Annotated in this window: 12 protein-coding genes, 3 tRNA genes and 1 riboswitch; of the genes, 12 read left to right on the plus strand and 3 right to left on the minus strand. The window is 43.9% G+C overall.

Features of this window, described 5'->3' with window-relative positions; genetic code table 11:
* Nucleotides 1-5 precede the first annotated feature (5 nt).
* The 4 genes from HXT24_RS02670 to HXT24_RS02685 all read left to right on the plus strand — a co-directional run bounded on the left by HXT24_RS02670 (nucleotide 6) and on the right by HXT24_RS02685 (nucleotide 5,410).
* Nucleotides 6-989 carry a carbohydrate ABC transporter permease gene (locus HXT24_RS02670; protein WP_422119564.1) on the plus strand — a complete coding sequence of 328 codons (984 nt, stop codon included), beginning with the start codon at nucleotides 6-8 and terminating at the stop codon, nucleotides 987-989.
* 49 nt (nucleotides 990-1,038) lie between these two features.
* Nucleotides 1,039-1,809 carry a carbohydrate ABC transporter permease gene (locus tag HXT24_RS02675; RefSeq protein WP_225622792.1) on the plus strand — a complete coding sequence of 257 codons (771 nt, stop codon included), beginning with the start codon at nucleotides 1,039-1,041 and terminating at the stop codon, nucleotides 1,807-1,809.
* 22 nt (nucleotides 1,810-1,831) lie between these two features.
* Nucleotides 1,832-3,967, plus strand: a complete 2,136-nt coding sequence (locus HXT24_RS02680; protein WP_422119565.1) for a glycoside hydrolase family 43 protein — start codon at nucleotides 1,832-1,834, stop codon at nucleotides 3,965-3,967.
* Between the two features lie 114 nt (nucleotides 3,968-4,081).
* Nucleotides 4,082-5,410, plus strand: coding sequence for an ABC transporter substrate-binding protein (locus tag HXT24_RS02685; RefSeq protein WP_064623451.1), 1,329 nt, complete (start codon nucleotides 4,082-4,084; stop codon nucleotides 5,408-5,410).
* Between the two features lie 490 nt (nucleotides 5,411-5,900).
* Here the strand turns inward: HXT24_RS02685 and HXT24_RS02690 are convergent, their stop codons facing one another.
* Nucleotides 5,901-6,578, minus strand: a complete 678-nt coding sequence (locus tag HXT24_RS02690; protein ID WP_422119566.1) for a biotin transporter BioY — start codon at nucleotides 6,576-6,578, stop codon at nucleotides 5,901-5,903.
* 150 nt (nucleotides 6,579-6,728) lie between these two features.
* Here HXT24_RS02690 and HXT24_RS02695 point away from each other — a divergent pair, with 150 nt between their 5' ends.
* The 6 genes from HXT24_RS02695 to HXT24_RS02720 all read left to right on the plus strand — a co-directional run bounded on the left by HXT24_RS02695 (nucleotide 6,729) and on the right by HXT24_RS02720 (nucleotide 23,399).
* Nucleotides 6,729-8,576 carry a biotin carboxylase N-terminal domain-containing protein gene (locus tag HXT24_RS02695; protein WP_422119567.1) on the plus strand — a complete coding sequence of 616 codons (1,848 nt, stop codon included), beginning with the start codon at nucleotides 6,729-6,731 and terminating at the stop codon, nucleotides 8,574-8,576.
* Nucleotides 8,573-10,225, plus strand: a complete 1,653-nt coding sequence (locus HXT24_RS02700) for an acyl-CoA carboxylase subunit beta (RefSeq protein ID WP_422119568.1) — start codon at nucleotides 8,573-8,575, stop codon at nucleotides 10,223-10,225. The genes HXT24_RS02695 and HXT24_RS02700 overlap by 4 nt, the downstream gene beginning before the upstream one ends.
* Before the next feature lie 171 nt (nucleotides 10,226-10,396).
* Entirely contained in the window at nucleotides 10,397-20,077 is a 9,681-nt protein-coding gene (locus HXT24_RS02705) for a fatty acid synthase subunit beta domain-containing protein (protein WP_422119569.1), read from the plus strand.
* Nucleotides 20,078-20,513: 436 nt separating this feature from the next.
* The gene (locus HXT24_RS02710) at nucleotides 20,514-21,032 is read left to right on the plus strand and encodes a holo-ACP synthase (protein ID WP_422119570.1); all 519 of its coding nucleotides are present in this window, start codon (nucleotides 20,514-20,516) and stop codon (nucleotides 21,030-21,032) included.
* A 198-nt stretch (nucleotides 21,033-21,230) separates the two neighbouring features.
* Nucleotides 21,231-21,304: transfer RNA gene (locus HXT24_RS02715), tRNA-Gly, on the plus strand.
* A 175-nt stretch (nucleotides 21,305-21,479) separates the two neighbouring features.
* Nucleotides 21,480-23,399 carry a glycoside hydrolase family 25 protein gene (locus HXT24_RS02720; protein ID WP_422119571.1) on the plus strand — a complete coding sequence of 640 codons (1,920 nt, stop codon included), beginning with the start codon at nucleotides 21,480-21,482 and terminating at the stop codon, nucleotides 23,397-23,399.
* A gap of 86 nt (nucleotides 23,400-23,485) precedes the next feature.
* On the opposite strand, the gene HXT24_RS02725 is transcribed toward HXT24_RS02720, so the two are convergent.
* A tRNA-Leu gene (locus tag HXT24_RS02725) sits at nucleotides 23,486-23,566 on the minus strand.
* Nucleotides 23,567-23,603: 37 nt separating this feature from the next.
* Nucleotides 23,604-23,676, minus strand: a tRNA-Thr gene (locus HXT24_RS02730).
* 315 nt (nucleotides 23,677-23,991) lie between these two features.
* On the opposite strand from HXT24_RS02730, the gene pgi reads away from it, so the two are divergent.
* On the plus strand, nucleotides 23,992-25,686 hold the full coding sequence (pgi, locus tag HXT24_RS02735; RefSeq protein WP_004114451.1) for a glucose-6-phosphate isomerase: 1,695 nt from the start codon (nucleotides 23,992-23,994) through the stop codon (nucleotides 25,684-25,686).
* Between the two features lie 164 nt (nucleotides 25,687-25,850).
* Nucleotides 25,851-26,011, plus strand: a riboswitch (M-box (ykoK) riboswitch).
* 113 nt (nucleotides 26,012-26,124) lie between these two features.
* On the plus strand, nucleotides 26,125-26,337 hold the full coding sequence (locus HXT24_RS02740) for a hypothetical protein (protein WP_226913173.1): 213 nt from the start codon (nucleotides 26,125-26,127) through the stop codon (nucleotides 26,335-26,337).
* Nucleotides 26,338-26,391: the final 54 nt, after the last annotated feature.

A 26,391-nucleotide genomic window follows, 5' to 3' on the forward strand; every position in this document is an offset into this window, starting at 1 on the left:
TTCTCATGATGTCAGCAATGGAAAACTGCACGACTAAAGGCTCTATAGATGATACTGCTGTTCATCGTAATGACTTGTCTAAAATGATTATGAAAAATAGTGGGAATAATATTGGCTCTTGGAAAACTAAGATTCGTCCATACTTATTCATAGCTCCATTGGTTATCCTTTCAGGTTTCTTTATCTATTATTGCATAGGTTTTACAATTGCAACTTCATTCACTGACTGGGATGGTATTTCAAAGGAGATGGACTTTATTGGTTTAAAAAACTATATTAAGTTGCTTGTTCCAAATTCTATTTTCTGGATAGCGTTAAAAAACAATATAATATTTATGGTAGTTACTGTGTTCATCCAGGCTGCACTTGGTCTGCTTCTTGCTGTTATTCTCAAGGAACGTTTACGAGGATCTAGTTTATTTAAAGCAGTTTTCTTTATGCCGATTGCGATGGCTCCTGTTATTATTGCTGCTATTTTTCGAATAATTATGGATACTAATGTAGGTGCTATTAATGAAGCATTGCGTTTTCTACATCTTGGTTTCTTATCGCAAAGTTGGTTGGGTAATCCACGTATAGCACTTTATTCTATATGCGCTATCAATATATTTGAGTGGATGGGCTTTTCAATGATTATTTATTACGCAGGTCTTATGTCAATTCCTGATGATATTTACGAGGCAGCTAAAATCGATGGATGTGGTTTTTGGAATACTCTTTTTAGAATAACTATTCCAAATCTTTCTGGAACTACTAACACTTTGATTCTTTTAGGCATTGTGGGTTCTCTTAAAACTTTTGATATTGTTATTCAAACCACTGGTGGAGGTCCTAGCCGTTCTACTGAATTCCTAAACACTTACCTATATAAGACAGGTGTTCAACAGTTTAATGGGGGTCTCTCTGCATCTATTGGAGTAATGATTCTGATTATTTCTGTTGTTCTATCAATAATTCAAGTTGTTATTAATGATCGATCTAACAGATGATTAAGGAAAGGATATTACAATGAAACGTAAAGTAAGCACGACCGCTATTATGTATGTTGTACTTGTATTCTTTCTTTTGATTTGGCTTTTTCCAATAGCTACTGCAATATCTAAATCTCTTAACTTCAACGGTTTTAAAAGTTATGAGTCAGTAATAACTAATGAAAATGTACATTATTTCAAAGTAGTATTTAATTCATTCCTCATATCTATATCTACTGTCGTAATAGTTGTATTTATAACATCGCTTGCGGGTTTTGCTTTTTCAAAAATGAAATTCACCGGAAGAAAAGTTATTTATATATTAATGCTCGCTTGCATGGCTGTTCCAATTGCTTCGGTAACAATGCCATTATTCTTCACAATAAAAACTTTTGGACTGATCAATACGTATATTGGTATGATTATTCCACTTGTTGCATTTAATGCTTTGCAAATGCTTTTGCTATGGAAAAATTATTTTGATTGTATACCTAACGAAATCATTGAAGCCGCGAGAGTAGATGGTTGTTCTACTTGGAGTATTTATTCACGCATACTTATACCAATTTCCACGCCTATGGTCGCTACTACTGGAGTTCTAACATTTGTATATAGCTGGAATGAGTATTTAATTCCTCTGTTACTTATACGAGATGAAAGTAAGTACACTGTCACTCTGGCATCAACATATTTTATGGAAACAAGAAGTCAAACTCCAGAGATGATTTCACAAGAATATGCTGCATTGATTCTTATGACAATACCGTCAGTAATTGTTTACATGATTAGTCAAAAATGGCTTCAGTCTGGTATTACTGCTGGAGCAGTAAAGAACTAAGCAAATGTATAGGAGTAATACTATGGGTTCATTAAACGTAGGATGCGTTGATGTTAGCAATAATGTGAATTCAAGTGCATTGCATAATGAGTGCAATTCCGATTTTTGTTTAAACATGTTGTTGACTGAAAAACACTATAGTAATCCAGTTCAGTATTCTGATGGTGAAAAACATACTGCTCCTGATCCATTTGTGATTCGATATCGTAATTTGTACTATTGCTATGCTACTGACAAAAATGGTGTTTTAGTTTCAACATCTACAGACATGGTTCGTTGGGTATCACATGGTTATTGTTACACAGAAAATAATAGAAAGAATTTTTGGGCACCTTCTGTAATTTTGATTAATGGTATTTTTTATATGTATTTTTCAAATATGCCACAGTGTGAAAATGATACTCATACAGAAATTATGCGTGTTGCTGTAAGTAAAAATCCTCTTGGTCCATTTGAAAAGAAAGCTGAACTGTTTGATACATTCGCTATTGATTCACAGGTTGTTGTTGGAGATGATAATCAGTTATACATGCTGTATGCGGATAATCAGGCATGTGGTTTATCTAATTTACGACCTGGTACTTCTGTGATGATTGACAGAATGGTAAGCCCATACAAGCGAGAAGGATCTCCGAAGCCATTAATTTTACCTACAATGGATGAAGAAATTTTTGCTCGTAATCGTTTTGGAGATGGGAGAGATTGGCATACTGTAGAAGGTGCTACATACTTTACTTTCCGAGACAAAGGTTTTATCACCTATTCTGCCAATGCTTATGAGCATGAAGATTATTTTGTTGGGTATTCAGTTGCTACATTACCTAAGGTTCCTTCTGATAGGCATATAGACAAGCTTTCATGGGTAAAGCAATGTAATAATGGTCATTTTGATCCACTTATTATACGTTCTGATAAAGTTGAAGGTACTGGTCATAACTCTATAGTAAAAGCACCAAATGGGGTTGATGATTGGGTGGTTTATCATGGTCGTGATGCTTCAGATGAATTGCATGATGGTACTGAGAAACGTGTTATGCGTATAGATCCTCTATACTATTCAGAGGGATTGCTCGATACTACTGGACCTTCAAATTGCGTATGTGATGCTCCTTTATCTGCTGATGTATGCACTGATTTTACTGATGGAATTCCATCGGATTGGAATATAATATCTGGTTCTGCACATGTTCTGGAAATTGATGGACAACCTTCTATATCTTCTTATGATCGTGATGGTTTTTCGGCAATTTCTCCTCTTATTTCTTCAACGTTAACTATTAGTTTGTGGGTGAAGGGTGGTAATGGTCCGTTAGGATCTAGATTTGGCTTAATCCCTCGTTATTTTGATAACAATAATTACACTTACGTTCTGGTTGATGTTGGATTGCATTGTTTGCAAGTGATAGATAGTGTATCTGGAATAGTTAGACAGATAAATACTATATTGCCTTCTGACATAAATTTATCTTATTGGCATGAGCTAGTTGTATCACGTGAATACGGAATTTTGGAAGCTCGCCTTGATGGTCGATATGTAGCGACGATAAGTGATATTAGCTCAGAACAAGGATTTTGTGGTGTAATTGTAAAAGATAATGATTCTGCAATTTCGTCTTTCTCTGCTGTAAATCATGTTAATTTATGGGGAAAGTCTCTATGCAATATTGTGAACGAGATTAATGTTGTCGATCGTTTTCGTCTTACAAGCAATGAGGTGGAACCGTTTAATGTTACTTCATCGCGAATGAGATTACGCAATTTGCTTAATGGTAACCGTTGTGTAATAGACTTTGCGCTTACTAATGATCGCTCGGAGTCAGTAATTAATATAGGCAAATACAGCTTAGTGGTATGTATGAATTGTATTGATTTATTGCGTGATGGAAAATCTATTATAGCTTGTGAAGAACCGTCGAGATTGAACTTGCAAGATGATGCAAGAAGAGATATTAGAGGACGAGTATTGAGGACTGTGCGCCTTGCTGCTTCTGATAGGATGCTTTTTGTTCATGTGCGTAATCATAGTTGGCGCTTGCCATTTATTGGAAACAAAGTAGTAGATATTACCCTTAGTGAAGCTTCCATAACTGGATATACTCGTACCTCATTAGGTATTTCAGTTGATAAATCCGTAGAACACGTGGAGAAAGGAGTGTGAAAAACTGAATAAATTGCACTATAATCTTGGCAATTTGTCAGGGTTAAGTAGATATCACAAAGAAGTGAAAACTATTGCGTTGATGAAAGACGCTAATAAAACAAGGAGAATACTATGTTTAAAAAGAATAAGATTATTGCAGCTTTAGGAGCAGTTGCCATGTCAATTGGACTCTTTGCTGGATGCGGTTCAAGTTCTGCTAGTAAATCTGATGAGGGGTTAGGAACAACTGATAAGCCTATCACTTTGACATTTTGGACATGGCAGCCTACTGATGCTCAATGGAAGAGAATTTATTCTGTTTTTAATAAGAAATATCCGAATATTAAAATCAAGTGGTGGCGTACCTCTGAAATGTCTGATTATCAGAAAAAACTACAAACAGCTATGGCAGGAGGCGATGGCCCAGATATATTCGGAGTACAGGCTGGGTCTACTGTTGAACAATATGGTCGTTTTGCTGCGGATATGAAAAAGCTCGCTAACAAGTACATGCCAGAATGGGATTCTAAAGTTTCTAAAGGGGCTGTTGAACAAACAACCAATATGAGCGGAAAAATGGTTGCAATGCCTACAATCACGTCTGGATCTGAGTATATTTTATACAATAAAACTCTTCTTGACGAGAATGGTGTTAAGGTTCCTCATTCATACAATGAACTTTTGGAAACAAATAAAATTCTTACATCCAAAGGATTAATGCCTCTTGCTCTTGGTGCTAAAGATGGGTGGCATCTTGATGACATTTTTGTATGGCTGTCAAATCAGTATGGAGAGGGTGACATATATTCTGCAGCAGCTGGAAAGAAATCTTTCACTGACAAAACTTTTGTTAAAACCATGAAGGCTTGGAAAAAGATGATAGCTGATGGATTGTTCCAAGATGGTGCTGTAGGAACATCCACATATCCAGATGCTCGTGATAATTACTTCTATGCTCGTAAAACCGCATTTTTCCCTACAGGTTCTTGGCATGTTTCTGCTGTTTTACCAAATGAAGAGACTAAGGGAACTGCAATTGAGAAAGATGAATTAGGTATGATTGAATTTCCTGCAATAGGGAATAAAAATTCTGGTTCTACTACTGGCGTTGACTTCGGTTTGTGTGTTAACAAAGACTCCAAAAAGAAGGAAGCTGCAATGAAATTCATTGAGTTTATGACTATTGGCGATGGGCAACAGGAGTGGATTAACACTTTGCAAGGCGCTCCAGTAGATAAAGACATGAAGGTCAAAATTCCAGATGATGCGACACAATCGGCTAAGATTTCTATTGATCTTGTCACTGAAGGTCAGGCTCGCTCAAAACTTGCGCGAAAGTTAGCTTATCAGGAGATTAATGATGAAATTGCAGTGCAAATGCAGAAAATCTATACAGGAGACGCTACTGTAGAATCTGCGTTGAAAGCAATTCAGACAGTAAGTGAGAGTGTTAGTCGTTAAATTCTGATTTCATTTTATATATATTTTCAAATTGTAAGGCGCTTTCATGCATATGCAATGTGGCGCCTTACATGTTTTGAAATAAATATGAAGTAGTTGGCAATACGCATATTGAAAGATATGTTGTTCATTGCATAATATCTATTTTGGCATTTGTACGTATAGCCGTACCTGAGATAAAATAGTTCAAGAAAGCATAATAGGTACTATTATCTAGTTTCTACAAAATCGATGAATTTTCCTATAGCATATGAATAGTTAGGGTATGCGTCGTATTAAGTATCGTTTATTTTTGCACGCGTTTGTAGTCATATTTGCTTAAAAAAGGAACAAACGCGGGAGGAGGGATTGCGCGATTAGCGTTTAGAACAAAAAAGACCGCAGCGACGAGACTGCGGTCTTAGAATAGTTAACGCATTACGAATCACGCATAACGAATAGCGCGTTACGAATCACGCATAACGCATCATGCATCATGCAATGCACTTAATCACGCATTGTGATTGCGTTTAAACGCGCCATACAATCCTGCGCAAGCAGCGCTAGCGATTGCAGCCTTAATAATATCGCCAACAATAAAGCCAGTAGAAGCCACGGCGATTGCCAAAACAGGCAAATGCATCATAAGCGATTGACCTACAAATCCGAATGCGTAAATCACAAGAGAACCAACAACGGATGCTGCAAAATACGCGCCAAATCGTGCAAATTTCTTAGCAACAGAATCCTCTGGCATAGCGGCATTAACAACGCCTTCGAGCGCAGACTTTACGAGCGCAATCGCAGCCACACCGAACACGAATCCAACAAGGAATCCAACGCTAGGGCCTGCAAAAGCCACAACGCCGCTCTTTCCGCCTGCAAACACTGGCATTCCAGCAGCACCAATCGCAAGGTACATAAGCACAGAGCTAACAGCCTGACGCCAAGTCAAAGTAAGACCAGCCAAAGCCAAAACCAAAGTTTGCAAAGTCACAGGAACAGGAGTTCCAGGAATTGGCAATGCGCCAGCCATAGTTGCAGCGCTAATAAGAACAGTAAACAAAAATGCCTTAGCAAACGGAATAGCCAAACGATTAACGTCAAAAGCCTTAGATGCAACTGCGCTAGAGCTTGCACTAGAGCTTGCGCCAGAGTTTGCACTAGAGTTAGATTCAAAATTAGCCACGATATCCTTCTTTCGTATTGTTTTTCGTTGCTGAATCAAAGATTAGACAAAAATCGAGCGCTGCGCGTTGGAGAAGTTTACAAAAAATCGCATAATGTTTTGTTCAAATTCACGGATACTATAAGCCAAATTTCCTATAACTTGTAACGTATGGTTACGAATATCAAAAAAATACTTGTGGCAAATCGCGGCGAAATCGCGCTTAGAGTGATTCGCACTGCTCAAGAAATGGGAATACAAACTGTAGCTATTTATGCGGCATCCGACCGTCAAGCACAGTATGTTGAGATGGCAAGCGAAGCGTACGCGCTTTCTGGAGACACGTACAGAGACACTTATTTAAACGAAGACGCGATTATAGACATTTTGCATAAAAGCGGAGCGGATGCTGTGCACCCAGGCTACGGATTTTTATCGGAAGTAGCGAGTTTTGCGCAAAAGGTGATTGATGCTGGCGCTGTGTGGATTGGCCCGAAGCCAGAAGCGCTTATTGATTTAGGGGATAAAATAACCGCTCGGCGCGTGGCAACTCGCGCTAAAGTGCCGCCCGTACCAGGCATATCGGAGCCTGTAAAAGACATTCGAGAATTGTTGACTTTTGCGCAAACACACGGCTATCCAGTTATGATGAAGCGCACAGATGGCGGCGGCGGCCGCGGAATAACCGTTGTGCACAACGATGACGAGCTTCGCGGATTCTACATGAACCACGACGCTTTGCAAGGCGGCGACCTTGACGAGTACTTTATTGAGCGTTTTATAGACAAGGCGCGCCACGTGGAAACACAAGTTGGCCGCGATTCGCATGGAAACTTCACCATATATTCCACGCGCGACTGCTCGGTGCAACGCCGAAACCAAAAGTTGGTTGAGGAAGCACCAGCGCCATTCCTTACCGATGACGAGAACGCGCAGCTTCACCGATATTCTCGTAACCTATTTGAAGCTGTTGACTACGTTGGTTTGGGCACGTGTGAATATATGGTGACATCTCAACACAAAGTTTACTTCTTGGAAGTGAACCCACGATTGCAAGTGGAGCATACAGTTAGTGAGGAAGTTAGCGGACTAGATCTTGTGCGCGAACAGCTTACGATTGCTGACGGCGGTGAGCTTACGCAAAATCATCCTTCGCGCGGGCATAGCTTTGAGCTTAGAATCACTTCGGAAGACCCAGCCACGAATCTTACGCCTAGTGCAGGCACGATAACAAAAATAGAGTGGCCATCTGGTCCTGGAATTCGTGTGGATTCTGGCGTAGAAGTTGGAGATAGCGTGTCTCCAAAATTCGACTCCATGATGGGCAAGCTTATTGTTACGGCTCAAAATCGCGATGCGGCAATTGCTCGAGTAAGACGCGCGCTTAAGGAGCTTTGCATCGAGGGAGTGCCTACTCCTGCTAAGCTTTTTGAGCAAATTTTTAACGACCCAGATTTTACAGCGCAAGATCACGATTTTGATATTTCTACAAAATGGCTTGAACGCAAGTATTTGAACCGCACTGCTGCAGCGGCAAATGGTGGACAGCCTGCTTCTTTGGATTCCAATAAGTCTGGTGAAGACGCGCAAAATAAGACAACTAAAATGGAGTCTTTTGTAATAGAAGTAGACAATAAGCGCGTAAAACTTACGATTCCGCAAGATATTGTAGACAATCTTACTGGCTCTGCACGAGTTAGAAGCACGGTTCGCGCATCGCAGCCTCTTAGAGGACGAGGATTAAGAGGAGACACTCACAAGTCGGAAACTCCAAAGGACGCTCCTGGCGTGATTTCTGCTCCAATGCAAGCTGTGATTACGCGCGTAAACGTTGCGGAAGGTCAGAGCGTAGCCAAAGGCGATTTACTTGCTGTTCTTGAATCCATGAAAATGGAAAACTACGTTTATGCACCTGCAGCTGGCGTAGTTACTGGCATTTTTGTAGGGCCTGGAGATGGTGTAGAAGCAGGCGAAAAGCTTGTAACAATTGACGTGACTAAAGGCGGTAGTGCAAAATGAGTGCGCTTACTAAAGATGCTACACAAGTTGCAAAAGATGTTAATAAAGATGCTGCGCAAGTTAGTAAAGACGCACAAACTATGCAAAATGCGCAGCCTACGCAGCCTCAGCGTGGAAAAGCAGCCGTAGAACACGCGGCTCGCCTTGCTAGAGACGCTGAACAGAATGCTTTAGAGCGCCAGCATGCAAAGGGAAAATCTACGGCAAGAGAGCGTTTGGATTTGCTTTTTGATACGGGAACGTTTGAAGAAATCGGCCGCTTTAATGGCGGAGACATAAATAACGATGTTGCAGGATGCGCTGTGATCACTGGCTTTGGCGAAGTGTACGGCAAAAAAGTGGCAGTTTATGCTCAGGATTTTTCCGTTCGTGGCGGCACGCTTGGACGCGCTGAAGGCCAGAAAATTTGCCATCTTCTAGACATGGCGTTGCAGCTTGCAGTTCCAGTTGTTGCGCTAATCGACTCGGGCGGCGCTCGCATTCAAGAAGGCGTTAACGCGCTTACGCAATATGGCAGAATCTTCAAAAAAACTTGTGAAGCAAGCGGTTTAATTCCGCAAATCTCCTTGATTTTAGGACCTTGTGCTGGTGGCGCAGTTTATTGCCCTGCTCTTACGGATTTTATAATCATGACTCGCGAACACTCCAACATGTTTGTAACTGGTCCAGATGTTGTTAAGGCTGCCACAGGCGAGTCAATTAGCATGGACGATTTAGGCGGTGGATATGTGCATAACTCCACTTCGGGCGTTGCTCACTATTTGGGCGAAGACGAGGCAGACGCCATTGACTATGCGCGCACAATCTTGGCTTATTTGCCGCAAAATTGCAATCAAAATCCGCCAACATTCGCATACGCTGCCACGCGCGCAGACAGAGAAACCGCTAAGCAGCTTGCCACTATTGTTCCGAGCAATGATCGCCAGCCGTACGACGTTTTAGACGTTATTCGCGCAATCGTAGATTATGGCGAATTTGTGCAAGTTCAAGAGCTTTACGCAGCATCAGCAGTAGTCGGTTTTGCTTGCATAGAAGGTCATCCTGTTGGAATAGTGGCAAATCAGCCTAAAGTCAATGCTGGAATTCTAGACGTTAATTCTTCCGAAAAAGTAGCGCGATTTGTGCGATTGTGCGACGCGTTTAATCTTCCTGTTGTAACTCTTGTAGACACTCCTGGATACAAGCCAGGGTCGGATCAGGAGCACGCGGGCATTATTCGCAGGGGAGCAAAAGTGATTTACGCATACGCAAACGCGCAAGTTCCGCTTGTTACTGTGATTTTACGCAAGGCTTTTGGTGGAGCATACATTGTAATGGGCTCAAAGTCTATGGGCGCAGACTTTAACTACGCTTGGCCTACCAGCCAGATAGCGGTTTTGGGTGCTCAAGGAGCTGTAAACATTATTCATCGCAAGGATTTGCAAAAAGCAAAAGAGCGCGGTCAAGATGTTGACGCTTTAAGAAAAAAGCTTGTTGAAGATTACGAAAATACCACTGTAAACGCGAATCTTTCGCTGGAAACTGGCCAGATTGACGCAATGATAGATCCAGAGCAAACAAGAGATGTTATTGCTAATTCTTTGAAGATTTTAAGAAGTAAAAAACGTGTTTCGAGAACGGGGAAGCATCATGGAAACCAGCCAATGTGATTTGGGAATAATTTGGGAATAATTCGGGAATTATTTGGAAAACACTCAAAAGTCGCCAGCAACCGCGCATAAAGCGACCAAAGATAAATAAATACAAAAAACACAAATAATCCAAAAAACACAAATAAATTTTAAAAATAAAACTTAAACCCACGAACAAAGGAAAATAAAATGACAACATACTTATTTGACCAGCTCGCACAAACACCACACATTCTTACCTTCGCAGGACAAGCCACACCATGGGTGCAAGCCTTAAAAGAAACACAAAACGATGCAGAATTAAATAAAGAATTACGCGAATATAACAAATTAGCAAAAACTTTACTATCAAACATATATCCACAGTTATTAGCAAATGCTGGAAGTGACATAAACGTATTCGATGCTTTAGAAAATCCTAAAATCAACACAGCCAGCGCACAATTAAGCGTACCAGGAATCACACTTGCTCAGCTCGCAAGCGTAAGAGACCTAACAAACTTAGGCTACAACTTTGAAGTAAACAAGCCAATTGCAAGCCTTGGACACTCTCAAGGCATAATAGCCGCAAAAATAGTAGAAGCTCGTATAAAAGCAGGGTTATGGCAAAACGCGCAAAACCAAATAGCTGAACTTATAGCAATCGCATACATAATCGGAGCAGCAGCAGACCGCGAAGCGCGAATGTTAGAAATCAGTGGAAACGGCGAAAAAACACCAATGCTATCGCTAAAAGGCGTTACGTTTGAACAGGCAAAAGCCTTGATTAAGCGAGTAGAAAGAACCAGAGGCGTTATATCAATCGCAGTTAAAAACTCGCGAAATCACATTGTGCTATCAGGATATCCAGAAGACATGGAAGCCGTGCAAAATCAGGCACAGAAAGAGTCGCAGCGCTCCAAAAAAATGCGCGAAATGAAGGAACGAGGCGGATCTGTTTTTGCGCCAATTGCAGAGTATTTAGATGTTACAGTGCCATTCCATTCTCCAATCATGAAACCTGCTGTAGAGCAAGTCGAAGCCTGGGCAAAGGACGCTGGATTAGATGCTGAACTTGCACTAAAGCTTGCAAACGCTGTGCTAGTAGAGCCAGTAGATTGGGCGAAGCAAATAGCAAAAGTTTTAAATAACGTGAATGCGCGAGAGTTATACGTACTAGACATGGGTCCAGGAGAAGTGCTTGGCAAGTTAACAAACGTGCTACTACAAGGAAGTGGAGCTGGCGTAGTAGAAGTTGGAACAATGAACGCGCGCGCAAAAGCAAGCACAACTAGCGCTGCAGAAGCTGAATTATTGCGTACCGGCTGCTGGGCGGATTTTGCGCCGCGAGTAATTGACACTCCAGCTGGAAAGAAAGTTGTAACAAAATTCAGCAAGCTAACGGGCAAAGCTCCTGTGCTTCTTGCTGGCATGACTCCAACCACAGTAGACCCAGAAATTGTAGCCGCCGCAGCCAACGCAGGATATTGGGCAGAACTTGCAGGCGGTGGACAAGTAACAGAAGAAGTATTCGACAGGCACATGGATTCTTTGAGCAAGCAATTGCAAGAAGGAGCAACCGTAGAATTCAACGCCATGTTTATGGACCGCTATTTGTGGAATTTACAATTTGGTAGCAAACGTATAGTTCCAAAAAAGCGTGCTTCTGGAGCGCCAATCGACGGCGTTGTTGTATCTGCAGGAATCCCAGAGTTAGACGAAGCGAAGGAACTTGTTAAAACTCTTCAAGCCGACGGATTCCCATATGTTGCTTTTAAGCCAGGAACAGTAGAGCAGATTCGCCAAGTAGTTCGCATTGCAAAAGCTGTTAAGCCAGCAACAATTATTGCGCAAGTAGAAGGCGGATCTGCAGGCGGCCACCACTCTTGGGAGTCGCTAGACGATTTGCTGATTAGCACTTATGCTCAAGTGCGCGAATGCAATAATTTGGTGCTTGTAGCAGGTGGCGGAATCGGCACTCCTTCGCGAGCTGCCGATTACATTAGTGGCGAATGGTCCAATAAATACGGTTTGCCAAATATGCCTGTAGATGCTGTGATGATCGGCACTGCCGCAATGACAGCAAAAGAAGCGCACACAAGCGCGCAAGTTAAGCGCATGTTGGTGGAGACGCCTGGAATTACAGAAGCAAATGATGCATGTGTGGAAGGTCTTGGCGCAAGTGAAGATCCATTTGCTCCTATTGGCGAGCGCTGGGTGCCTTCTGGAAAGGTTGTTGGCGGAGTAACAAGCGGTTTAAGCCATTTGCACGCGGATATTTACGAGATTGAAAACGCGTCTGCACGCTGTGGTCGTCTTCTTGTGCATATGATGAAGCATCCAGAAGAGCTTGAGTTACGTAAAGACGAGGTTATTGCTGCGCTTAACTCTACAGCAAAGCCATATTTTGGCGATGTTGAAAATATGACATATACCCAGTTTGCGCAGCGATTCCTTGATTTAAGCTATCCTTGGGCAGATCCTACTTACGCGGATCGCTACCTGCATTTGTTGCAGAGAATTGAAGCGCGTTTAATAAGCCAAGATTCTGGCGAATTTACTTCGATTTTGCCAGATATTAAGCAGGTTGCTGAAAATCCTCAGTCTGCTCTCGATTCTCTTGTGCAAGTTTTTCCTAATGCGAGCACGATGAACGTTGTTCCAATGGATGCTGCGTGGTTCCCAACCTTGGTGCGTGAATATCCTAAGCCAATGCCATTTGTGCCAGTAATTGACAATGATCTTCTTCGCTGGTGGGGTCAGGATCAGCTTTGGCAGTCGGAAGATTCGCGCTATTCTGCGGATGCTGTGCGAGTAATTCCAGGACCTATTTCTGTTGCAGGCATAACCACAATGGATGAGCCAATCGCGGATATTTTAGGAAGATTTGAGGCTGCGGTTATAAATCGTTCGGCTGCTTGCGACTTGCCTCTGGGCTTTAATCAAAACGCATTTAGCCAAATAGATTGTGCGCAAAATATTGAAGAATATGTGCGCTCATGTCCGAATATTTCTTGGATTGGTCACGTAACCAATAATCCTGCTTATAAAACGCAAAATAATAGTGAAAACTATGTTATAACCGTAATAAGTGAAGAAAATAGCGTAATTAAGCTTGATCTAGACATTAAACTAGACACGTTCTGGGATGAGCATGAAGCCGACAATGAAAACGGTATCAAGAATAGCGTAAAGAATAGTGGCAAAAATAGCGGCAAAAATCATGCTGTTAGAGATATAGTAATTCCGCTTATTGTAGACGCAAAGCGTGCTGGAAGCATACCAGTAGTAGACCGCGAGCGACTACCAAAACACGTTTATAACATGTTGGCAGCAACTGCAGGCATTGGAAATACTGCGATTACTGGAGATGTTTTAAGTGAAATGCCAAAAGTAGACGCAAGCCAAGAAGCGTGCGAACAAGTTAAAAAAGAAATAGCTTGTAGAAAAGCTAACAAATCAGCCTGTGAAACAACATGTGAAACAGCCTGCGAAATGCCGTTTGGCGTGGTTAAATCAGCATACACGCTTTCTAGAAACCTAGGAATCGACCACGAATCCGCTACAGCTGGACGCCTACCAGAAGGTTTACAAGCATCAAGAATCGTGCCAGACGCGCTAGTAGGTCCAGCATGGCCAACAATATACTCAGCACTAGGATCCGTAATGGTAGACGGATACCCAGTAATTGAAGGACTACTCAACGCAGTACATTTAGACCACCTAATAGAACTAGATGTATCTACAGACGACCTGCAAAAATATGTTGGAACACGCATAAACCTCACTGGTTGGGCAGAAGATTACGCCGAATCAGCTTCTGGGCGAGTAGTGACAATACACATAATTCACAATGCGCAAGACGGAACAAAAATCGCGCACGAAACAGAACGATTCGCGATTCGTGGGCGAAGCTACAGTGCAGCACTACCAAAGTCTGCTCCAGAATACGGAGATGCGGCAGAATTACACGGATTTAGCGTAGACAACACGCCTAGACGAGCGCTTAGACGCGTCGTAATTCGCGCACCTAAAGACATGACAGCTTTTGCGCGCACATCAGGTGACTTTAACCCAATACACACATCCAAAAGAGGAGCCGCAATCTCTGGACTTTCCGCACCTCTAGTACACGGAATGTGGCTTTCAGCAGCAGCTCAGCATGTTGCTCAAGCATTGGACGAAAAAGGCGCACACTATGATCTTGTTGGCTGGACGTACAACATGTACGGCATGGTGCAGCTTAACGACGAGGTAGAAATTACCGTAGAACGCGTAGGGAAAGTACGCCGCGGAGGGCTAGCGCTAGAAGTCACATGCCGAGTAAACGGGCAAATAGTTTCTAAAGCGAGCGCACTTACACGCGCGCCGCGAGCAGCATTCGTATACCCAGGACAAGGTATTCAAAAACAAGGAATGTCATTGGATGAGCGCGCCAAATCGCCAGCTGTGCGCGAAACTTGGGAGCGCGCAGACAAGCTTACTCGCGAAAAACTAGGATTCTCAATTCTTGCTGTAGTGCGAGATAATCCTAAGGAATTAACAGCAAATGGCGTAACATATCGTCATCCAGAAGGATTGCTCAACTTAACGCAATTTACTCAAGTTGCGCTCGCTACTGTTGCTTTTGCACAAACCGCTCGCTTAAGAGAAGCTGGATGCGATATTTGGCCTGCGTATTTTGCTGGTCACTCGCTTGGCGAATACAATGCGCTAAGCTCTTTCGCTCAAATTATTCCGCTAGAAACCGTGTTGGAACTCGTGTTCCACCGCGGATCTACAATGCATCACTTGATTGAGCGAGATGCGCAAGGCCGATCCAACTATCGAATGGGCGCTTTGCGTCCAAACCAGTTCGGTGTGGACGATGATGGTGTAAACGCGTATGTTGAAGGAATCTCTAAGCAAACTGGCGAATTCTTGCAGATTGTAAACTACAATTTGGCAGGTCAACAATACGCAATAGCAGGCACAATAAAAGGTTTGAAAGCTTTGGCTCAAGATTCTGCCAAGCGAGCTAAAGAGTATGGCGGTAAGCCTCCATTTATGCTTGTGCCAGGAATCGACGTGCCTTTCCATTCCAAGCTGCTTAGAAAAGGTGTGCCAGAGTTTCGCGATAAGCTGGATTCTCTGCTTCCAGCACATATTGACTACTCTGTGCTGGTTGATCGTTATATACCAAACTTGGTTGCATGCCCGTTTGAGTTTACGCGCGAATTTGCGCAAAAGATTCTAGACGTTGTTCCTTCAGAACGTATTAAGGCTGCGCTAGAAAATGACGAAATTTGGGATTCTTATGCAGCTGATGAGCAAAAACTCGGCAGGTTGCTTCTTACGGAGCTTCTTTCCTGGCAGTTTGCGTCCCCTGTTCGTTGGATTGAAACGCAGGCGCTTATGTTTGAAAGCGCTGCATGCGGTGGATTAGGCGTAGAAGAATATGTTGAGGTTGGTTTAGGAAACGCACCAACTTTGGCAAATCTTGGAGCAAAAACGCTTTCTATGCCACAGTTTAGCGGACAGAAAGTTACCGTTTATAACGTTGGTAGAGACGAGGGTCGTGTTTATATGACAGACACGGATTCGCTTGTGCCAGAAGTTTTTGAAGATGAAGAACCTGTGGTTGCAGAAGCAACGGTTGCTGGCGACTTATCCCAAACTAACGCGGAAAAATCGCAAGCAGCCGCCACAGCAAGTGCAGCATCTACTCAAATAAATGCAGATAATTCTGTGCAAAATGTGCAACAAAATGTGCAAAATGTGCAATCTGGGTCTGTGGCAGATATTGAGTTTAAAGCGTCTGATGCTATAAAAACACTTATAGCTTACAGTGCAAAAATTCGCGCCGACCAAATCGGAGACGCAGACACCACAGACACGCTAACAAATGGCGTATCCTCTAGGCGAAACCAGCTTTTAATGGACATAAGCTCCGAGCTGGGAGTGGCAAGCGTAGATGGTGCTGCAGAAGCTCCGATGAGCGCGCTAAACAAGTTAGTGGATTCTGTTGCTCCGCGTTATAAAGCTTTTGGAGCGGTTCTTTCAGACGTTGTGAGAGAACGCTTGCGCGCACTCTTCGGCGCAGCTGGATTTAAGCCTACTCAAATAGATAAGAGAATTGAACAAGTATGGCAGCTAGGTGAAGGCTGGCGAGCACACGTTTTGGCTGCTCTTATTTTGCAAACGCGAGAAGGAGCAAGCGTACGCGGAGGTGACTTGGCGCAACTTTCTACAGAGCCAGCAAAGAATACTTCGGCAGCACAAGATTTGATCGATTCTGCTATTAATCAGGTTGCTAAAGAACACGGAATTGCTCTCGCTCAACCAGGTTCCGCAGGCACAGCAGGCGGCGCAGTAGTTGATTCTGCAGCCTTAGACGAGTTTGCGCAGAAGGTTGTTGGTGCTGACGGCGTTTTGGCTGCTACTGCTAAATTCGTGTTAGCAAAGCTTGGTGTTGAAGCTCCTAAAGCAGAAGCTGAGAGCGACGAAAATGCGGCTGTTGTTGCAGCTGTAGAAGCTGAGCTTGGAGCGGATTGGCCAAAGCAAGTGGAGCCTCGATTCGATGAGCGAAAGGCGATTCTATTCGATGATCGCTGGGCTAGCGCTCGCGAAGATTTGGCTAGAATATACTACGCGAATAAGGCTAATCAGGGGTTTGGTTCAAATACTGGTTCAAATACTGGTTCAAATCCTGGTTTATCTGAAATCAACAATTTTGGTTGTTTTGTTGGTACGGGCAAAACTATTGCTGAAGAAGCATTATGGTTCGCTCAAAAGTCGCAAGCAACCGGACTTGATGATTTGAGTTGCGTATTCAAGCGCATATCTAAAGATGCATTAACAGATATTAATGATCTTCCTAAAGATACTAAAGAAGTCAATAGCGAAAACCTTGATTCTCGTCCTATTTTCTCAAATCGCTTCGCATCAGATGTTGCGGTTGTAACAGGCGTTGCACCAAATTCAATTGCTGCAGCAGTCGTCTGCGGTTTACTAAGAGGTGGAGCAACAGTTATAGCAACATCTCACAGTTTTAAGCCAAGCGTTAAAGCATGGGCGAAAAAAGCGTATCGTGAAAACGCTGTTATGGGAGCTAAATTATGGCTTGTGCCAGCAAACTTATCTAGCTACCGAGATGTAGATGCTCTAGTAAAGTGGGTTGGCACAGTTTCAAAGAAAGTCAGCGGCGCAACAACCACCATTTTGAAGCCAGCTTATGAGCCAAGCATGTTCTTCCCGTTTGCAGCACCTCCAGTTCACGGCACTTTGGCTGATTCTGGTGCGCTTTTCGAATCTCAGTCTCGCCTAATGCTATGGGGTGTGGAGCGTGCAATCGCAGGATTCGCGCAAATCGGAGCAGATACAGATGTGCAACATCGTATGCACGTTGTGTTACCTGGCTCTCCAAACCGCGGTATGTTCGGCGGCGACGGCGCTTACGGCGAAGTCAAGAGCGCATTCGATGCGATTGTGAACCGTGCACATGCCGAAAGCGTATGGTCAAATCGCGTGACTTTTGCACATCCAAAAATCGGTTGGGTGCGTGGCACAGGTTTGATGGGAGGCAATGATCCGCTTGTTAAAGTCGTAGAAAAACACGACATAACAACGTATTCAACTCAACAAATGGCAAACCGTTTGCTAGATTTGTGCACTCGTAAAGCGCGCGAACAGGCTGCAATCGCACCTTTGGACGTTGATTTTACAGGAGGATTAGGTAAGGATGCTCTTGATTTGAACGCGCTTCGCGCAGAAGCACTTGCGGATCAAGAACGCGCGGAGGCTTACGACTTATCCCAAACTAGCGCTCAAAAGTCGCAAGCTTTAGACGAGTCATATCCAAACGCAAAGTCTTCTATAAAAATAACAAACAAAGCACTTCCAACACCATACGCTTTGCAACAACCTCACGTAAATCTAGCGGATTGGAAGAACGTTACAGCGCGGCCAGAAAACCAGATTGTAATAGTATCTGTTGGAGAACTTGGACCATGGGGATCTGGGCGAACACGATTCGAAGCAGAACTTGGAATACAAGAAGACGGTTCCGTTGATATTTCTGCAGGAGCAGTATTGGAATTGGCTTGGAACATGGGCTTGCTAACCTGGCAAGACTCGCCAAAACCAGGATGGTATGATGCGGACGGCACGCTTGTGCCAGAAGAAGATATTGCAGAAAAGTATCGCGATGAGGTAGTTGCACGTTCTGGTATTCGACCATTCGAAACTGGCATGGGTGGCGACTACAAAGACGGAGCAAACGAAGAAGAAGCCGAAATCTTCCTTGACCACGACGTGAGCTTCAGTGTGCCAACAGAAACGATTGCTCGCGAATACGTGGCGCTAGATGAAGAACACACTACGATTATGCAAGATGCTGAATCGGGAGAATGGACCGTTACGCGCAAAACTGGCTCAATGATACGCGTACCAAGGCGCGCAGCCATGACCCGAACTGTTGGAGGACAATTCCCTAAAGGCTTCGACCCATTAAAGTGGGGAATTCCAGCTTCGATGGTGGGAAGTGTAGACCCGATTGCTTTGTGGAATATCGTAACAACCGTAGACGCCTACATTTCCGCTGGTTTCACGCCTTCGGAAATTTTGCAAGCCGTGCATCCGTCCCTTGTAGCATCGACTCAAGGCACGGGATTTGGCGGAATGACGTCTATGCGAAAACTGTATCTAGATCGCTTCCTAAACCACGAAATCCCTACAGACGTATTGCAAGAAGCATTGCCAAATGTTGTTGCAGCGCACGTAATGCAAACATATATTGGCGGCTACGGAAACATGATTCAGCCAGTTTCAGCATGCGCCACTGCTGCAGTTTCGCTTGAAGAAGGCGTCGATAAGATTGCTCTCGGCAAAGCAGACTTTGTTGTAACGGGCGCGATTGATGATATTGGCGTTGAGTCCGTGGTTGGTTTCGGCAACATGAACGCAACTGCAAACAGTGAAGAAATGTATGCAAAGGGCATAAATCCACGATTCTTCTCACGAGCAAACGATCGCAGACGCGGAGGATTCTTGGAATCACAAGGCGGCGGCACGATTCTCGTTACGCGAGGAGATATTGCGCTTAAACTCGGTTTGCCTGTTGCTGGCGTAGTTGGATTTATTCACTCTTATGCAGATGGTGTGCACACTTCGATTCCAGCTCCAGGATTGGGTGCGCTAGCTGCAGGAATGGGTGGGCGCGAATCCAAGCTTGTGCACGATTTGGCGGCGCTTGGAGTTACACCAGACGATATTGCTGTGGTTTCTAAGCACGATACGTCTACGAACGCAAACGATCCGAACGAATCCGAACTGCACAATACTTTGGCTCATGCTATTGGGCGCACAAGCGGAAATCCGCTGTTTGTAATCAGCCAAAAGACGCTTACTGGACACGCAAAGGGCGGTGCGTGCATATTCCAAATCAACGGTTTAACGCAGCTGTTTAGAAGTGGTGTGATTCCTGGGAATATGTCGCTTGATTGTGTGGATCCTAAGCTCGCGCATGATGATCATATGGTGTGGTTGCGAAACCCAATGCGAGTTGGCATGGTTAAAGCGGCTCTGGCTACATCGCTTGGATTTGGGCATGTTAGCGGATTTGTGGCTCTTGTGCATCCTGGTGCGTTTGAGGCTTCTGTGGCAGCTAGCGCTGGTGCGGATGCGCTTAACGAATGGCGAGCCAAGGCGAATGCGCGCTTGGCTGCAGGTCAGCGACGTCTGCAAGAGGGCATGATGGGTCATGTGCAACTGTTTGAGCCTGTGGAAAATCGCCGTTTGCTTAAAGACGGTACGCGTATGCCAGATGGTTCGCGCTACGATGGGCATGAGGCAGAAAAAGCTATGCTGCTAAACCCAGACGCTCGTCTAGATGCCAGCGGCTACTATTGCTGACGAATCGACGATTTTGCGTTTAGAGCGTAGCGCGGTTTCCTACTTGGTGTTGCGCGAGGTTTGAGTATTTCTCTCCTCGCAAGTCCCGTCGCTACGCTCCTCTTTTATTGCTCGTATAGAAATACATCAAACCTTCTGGATATCTAGAACTTTTGCGTGGTTTTTATCACCGAGATTCTCGATTTTTCTTGCTCTCTCGGCGAGTCACCATCGGAGGACTGCGAATCGACTTGCATGAGCGCTTAAAGCGTAGCGCGCGAATGCACTTCGATTCGCTGAGCCGCTCAAAGCAGAAGCACTGCTTCTGCGCGGCGAAGACGTTCGCGCGCTTAGACCGCGCGAACGAAACGCCTCTTTCGCTGCGAAAAATCTCGAATCTCTACATTGCTTGGCGTAACCTTGTACTGCGCTCTAGAGTAGTTAGGAAGTGAGTTCAATGATTGCAGGCATTGGTTGCGATGTTGTTAATGTTGCGGATTTTGCGCAGCAAATGCAAGATGGCAATGGGTGGCGCTCGCTATTTTCTACGCGTGAGCTTAGGCAGTGCGCCATGCGAGCACACTTAAAAAACGACGCTGAGGTGATTCATGTTGCGGCTCGCTGGGCTGGTAAAGAGGCGGTTATAAAAGCGTGGTGCGAAGCGATGAGCACTCTTGGTTTGCAATATCCTTACACATTAGACAACACTCCTTGGGCAAGCATTGAGATTTTAGACGATTCTCGTGGATGCCCAAGCGTTCGACTTAGTGAAGACGTTAATCAAAAGCTTCTAGAGTCGTTGCACGCGCCAGAGGCGACTAATCCGCATGAATCCGCCAGCGCTAATGTAAGCGTTAATGGTGTAAATTGCGTAGATCACCCTAATTGGCATGTGTCTTTAAGCCACGATGGCTTAGTGCAAAATTCTTCTGCTATTGCACTTGCGTTTGTTGTTTTAGAGTTACGCGAGTCTTAATCATAAAACCTTAATCATGCGAGCATGCAGCGAATTTTACGCATGAATGTGTATTCAATGTGCACTAAATGCGCAAATTTTCCGAGAATTGCACAATTTAGCGCGAGTGTCGAAAGTTGCTTTAGGTCTAAACAGTCTGTATAATTAATCGAGTTGCTGTTTTGCATGGTAACTAATAGCTTGCAAAATTTGCATATTGCGGATGTAGCTCAATGGTAGAGTATCAGTCTTCCAAACTGATGACGCGGGTCCGATTCCCGTCATCCGCTCCACTTGATTTCTGTGATTTCTTTGATTCCGATTGTGCTAAATGTAGCGTGATTAGTTCTAGTTATTTTTGTGTTTTTCGTTATTCTATATGATTCGCAACTTGTTTCTTTACTGTTTGCGCATATTGCTATGGTTGTATGAGGTAAAAACACGTAAAAGCATATCTCTGGAGGAGTTGTGGGACAAATTATTGTACGTGTAATTGCAAGTTTAGTTTCTGTTGCTGCTGCATTTGTTATGAACGTTTCTCCATCTATTAATGTTGAAGGACGTAGTGTTTTTGAAGGCTCTGCTTCTAGTTCATCAAGAAGTTCATTAAGAAGTGCCAAAAATAATGCAATAAAAAGTGCAGATAATGGAAATAGTAATTCTGCTGAAGATAATCGTTTGAATGGTTTTGCCTATGGTGATGCCAATAATCCTGATTTTAAGTTGCCTTCAAAAGTGGCGTCGTCATTTAAAAATAGTGACGAAGTAGTTTCTTCAAAATATGCTCTTACATCTACTGGTCATTTGAAATCTCTTAAAACTGGCGATATTGTTACTGATCCTAAAATTATTGGCACTAAAGACAAGCAGCCAGATCCTCTTGCTAAGAGCGATGGAAGACGTTTTACGCCTATTACTGTTGGAGATTTGCGAAAAGCAATTAGGCGCTACAATCCTACAAATTCTGCCAATACTACGAATTCCACCAATCCTTCCAAAGTTCGTCTAATAAGCTCAAATCAGCCTATTCCAGACGAGTCTAAATCTTCTGCTAAAGCAAAAGATTCAACAATATTGTCTTCTAAAACAGCCACAACAACTGATGGTGTTGTTCGCAAAGCCTATTTGCCTGTAACAAATTATGGTGTGGAATGGGAAGATTACAATGGTTCTCAATCATTCTTTGATGGCAACGGAAACATGTTTGCTTATAACGCTAGGGGTGTTATAGATGTTTCTGAACATCAGCACGAAATTGATTGGGCTGCTGCTAAAGCCGCTGGAGTAGAAGGCGCGATAATTCGCATCAGCTACGGTTGGGATAATGGTTACGACAAGTATGCTGTGCGAAATATTAACGAATGCAAGCGTTTAGGTATTCCTTTTGGAGTTTATGTTTATTCCTACGCTGAAACGCCTTCTGATGGCGCTTCCGAAGGTGCTGATGTGGCAAGGCTTTTGCAAGGTGCTGGCGTTAATCCAAGTGACCTTTCATACCCTGTTTACTATGATTTGGAAAGATGGGAGTGGGCAGGGCATCAACCACCTACTGATCCATACGTTTATCAGAATATTGTTGCATCGTGGTGGAACCAGCTTGCTTCTGCTGGATACACTAATCTAGGTGTTTATTCTTATGCTAATTATTTAAACGGTCCGCTTAATTCCCAATATATTCACGATCGTACAAGCTGGGTTGCTAGCTATGGTGCCAGTACGCTTTTTAACATTACAACACCATTAGGTGGCTGGCAGTACACTTCTAGCGGTTCTGTATCTGGAATTCAAGGTAATGTTGATTTAAATGCATTTGGTACTAGGCCAACTACGGCTACAAGCCGCGCTCACATCGATTTTACGTGGATTATTCGCAGTGATGATATAGCTGTAGGTGCCGCAGCAAGTAGTAGTATTTACAATCATATGGAATATCGCTGGCTTGCTTACGATTTGCTTAATAAGCAGTGGAAGACTATTTCTGACTGGTCTGTTAGCAATTGGGCTTCTTGGGTGACAAGCAACGGTGATTATTGGCTTCACTGTGATGTTCGTGATTCGTTCACTAAGAAGCCTTTGGGTAACAAAACAATTGCTTTCCATTATGAGATTCAAAATGCACCGGCTCCTGTTTTTACAGGTGATACCGTGATTTCTGGCACTTATGCGGCTTGGCGTGGTAGCAATGTTTTACTAGGTGCTACTACAAATAATCCTAATGGTTACACGATTATCAAAATATATGACTATAACGCCAAACAATGGGTGAGCCAATTTAAGGGTCCGTGGGCTTTGTGGAGTCCTAAGCCTGGAATTTATTGGACACATTTTGAAGCATATACATCTAATGGTACACTTAAAGATACTAAGACTTATGCTTTTGGAGTGTAGTTTTAGACTAAGAGTTAATATTTTCTCTGTTTGTTTCGTTTAAGAGAAAAAATGGACCAGGTGCAATAGCATCTGGTCCATTTTTGTGCGCGAGATGGGACTTGAACCCACATGTCGTAAGACACAGGAACCTAAATCCTGCGCGTCTACCATTTCGCCACTCGCGCTTAAATCGCCTAAAACAAGCGAAAAAGAAACTTTAAGAGCCACTTGACAGAATCGAACTGTCGACCTTCTCATTACGAGTGAGACGCTCTACCGACTGAGCTAAAGTGGCAATTTGCCCGAGAAGCATTCGCGACTCGCGCACAAATCAAATACTATATATTAATATTTGCAATTTGTCTAGCATGACGCGCCGCAAATGTTCGCATGTGTTCTAGTCAAAGTGTATTTCTGTCCGCTTTTGTGAGTATCTTGGCAATTGGAAGATAGTGATGCACAAGTTCCACTTTGCGCGCATTTACACGTGTTTACTTTATAGTTCACTATGATTCTCGATGATTATTGTGATTGAAACGTGTTCGAGTGTGCCTAAAGATTGATAAAACAAGGCATCACGTCACTTCATTCAAGATGAAAGGACCAAGAAATGGCCATCAATCCACCAGTTGACGCCGTTAAAACACCTGAATGGGCTGCTTTGCAGAAGCACTATGATGAATTGCAGTCCGAAGGCGTGAGCCTGAAGAAGTGGTTTGCTCAGGATGCAAATCGCGTGGATAAGTTGAGCTTCGAAGCTGGAGACCTCCACTTCGATCTTTCTAAGAATTTGATTAAGCCAGAAACGCTTAAGCTTTTCGCCGACCTCGCAAAGGCAGTTAAGCTTGATGAGCGCACTAAGGCGATGTACACTGGCGTGCACATTAACAACACCGAAGATCGTGCAGTATTGCACACCGCTTTGCGTCGTCCAGCCGAAGATGCTGGCAAGTTCATGGTAGACGGTCAGGATACCGTTGCCGACGTGCGTGAAGTGTTGGGTCGCATTTACGATTTTGCTAACGAAGTTCGCTCCGGCGCTTGGAAGGGCGTTACTGGCAAGAACATCAAGACCGTTGTAAACATTGGTATCGGCGGTTCTGATTTGGGTCCAGTCATGGTTTACGAAGCCTTGAAGCCATACGCTGACGCTGGAATTAGCGCTCGCTACGTTTCTAACATTGATCCAAATGATATGGCAGAAAAGACCAAGGATTTGGATCCAGAAACCACGCTTTTCATCATTGTCTCCAAGACCTTCACTACTTTGGAAACTTTGACCAACGCTCGTACCGCTCGTACCTGGTTGCTTAACAAGCTTCAGGAGAGCGGTGCTATTGACGGCAGTGACGCAAAGAAGGCTGAAGCTGTTGCTAAGCACTTCGTGGCTGTTTCCACCAACCTTGAGAAGGTTGAAGAGTTCGGCATTAACCCAACCAACGCCTTTGGCTTCTGGAACTGGGTTGGCGGTCGCTACTCCGTGGATTCCGCTGTTGGCACTTCTTTGGCTGTAGTTCTCGGACCAGAGCGCTTCGAAGAGTTCTTGAAGGGCTTCCACGCAATCGATACCTACTTTGCTGAGACTCCATTCGAGAAGAATGTTGTTGTGCTTCTCGGTATGCTCAACGTTTGGTACCGCAACTTCTACAAGGTTGCTTCCCACGCTGTTCTTCCATACGATCAGTACTTGCACCGCTTCCCAGCTTATTTGCAGCAGCTCACCATGGAATCCAACGGTAAGTCTGTGCGCTGGGACGGCACTCCTGTAACAAGCGAAACCGGCGAAATCTTCTGGGGCGAGCCAGGCACCAACGGCCAGCACGCTTTCTACCAGTTGATTCACCAGGGCACTCAGCTTATTCCAGCTGACTTCATTGCTTTCGTGAACACGCCAAATCCTACTAAGGATGGCGATCAGGATGTGCACGAGCTCTTCTTGGGCAACTATCTTGCACAGACTAAGGCTCTTGCTTTCGGCAAGACTGCTGACGAAGTTCGCGCTGAAGGCACTCCAGAAGAGATTGTTCCAGCTCGCGTATTTAGCGGCAACCGTCCAACCACTTCTATCTTTGGCGAAGCTTTGACCCCATTTAGCTTGGGCGAGTTGATTGCTCTCTACGAGCACATCACCTTCGTTGAAGGCACTGTTTGGGGCTTGGATTCCTACGATCAGTGGGGTGTGGAGCTTGGCAAGCAGCTTGCAAAGCAGATTACTCCTGCAATCTCTAAGGATGACGATGCTTTGGCAGCTCAGGATGCTTCTACCCAGAGCTTGATTCGCTTCTATCGCGCTCATCGCAAGTAAGTGAGTGTGTAGCAATCTTATTTGATTGTTGATTTAAAGCCTCTTGTTGATTAAATCTTCAAGAGGCTTTTTGCGAATCGACTTGCATGAGCGCTTAGAGCGTAGCGCGCGAATGCACTTCGATTCAAAAATAGGTTGACACAAGAGCAGTGATAATTTATAATGAGCACGGTCGGTAGGTAAGGCTACCACGGGGATACGGGTTGCTGCCGCAACACAGTGGAGACACTGCAAGTTGGTCAACAGTCGTTGTCGATTTCAAGGCTTCGACTAATGCAACACCACCGCCCTGCGAAGCTGAAGCTTGAACGACAAGATTAAGGTTGATTTCTTTTGATTTAAAAATCACCTTATGTCTTCTTGCTTGCCGTCCGGTTCAATGATGATACGATGATACGGTTTTGCGTTGGCGCGCACAAGCTAGAGGAGGTGATTGCCGTGAAACATGACAGTAGCAGTAGTACCAGTTGTAATCAAAGTGCTAATACAGTTAATGCCGTTAGTGACGATTCAGACAGTATTAGTAGTAGTACGGACGTTCCCCCTGAATATACAAAAGATGAATATAAAAAACCGGCAGTCACCGCCAAAATGTTTGCGATTACAGGTTTTGCGATTAAAGATTTTATTTTATTTGATTTGTTGGGATAAGTCGCCAGCAACCGCGCGCTAAATAAGCGCTTCTAAAATAAAGTCTAAAATTCT

Source organism: Gardnerella sp. DNF00354 (genome assembly GCF_049262755.1).
GTDB lineage: Bacteria > Actinomycetota > Actinomycetes > Actinomycetales > Bifidobacteriaceae > Bifidobacterium > Bifidobacterium vaginale.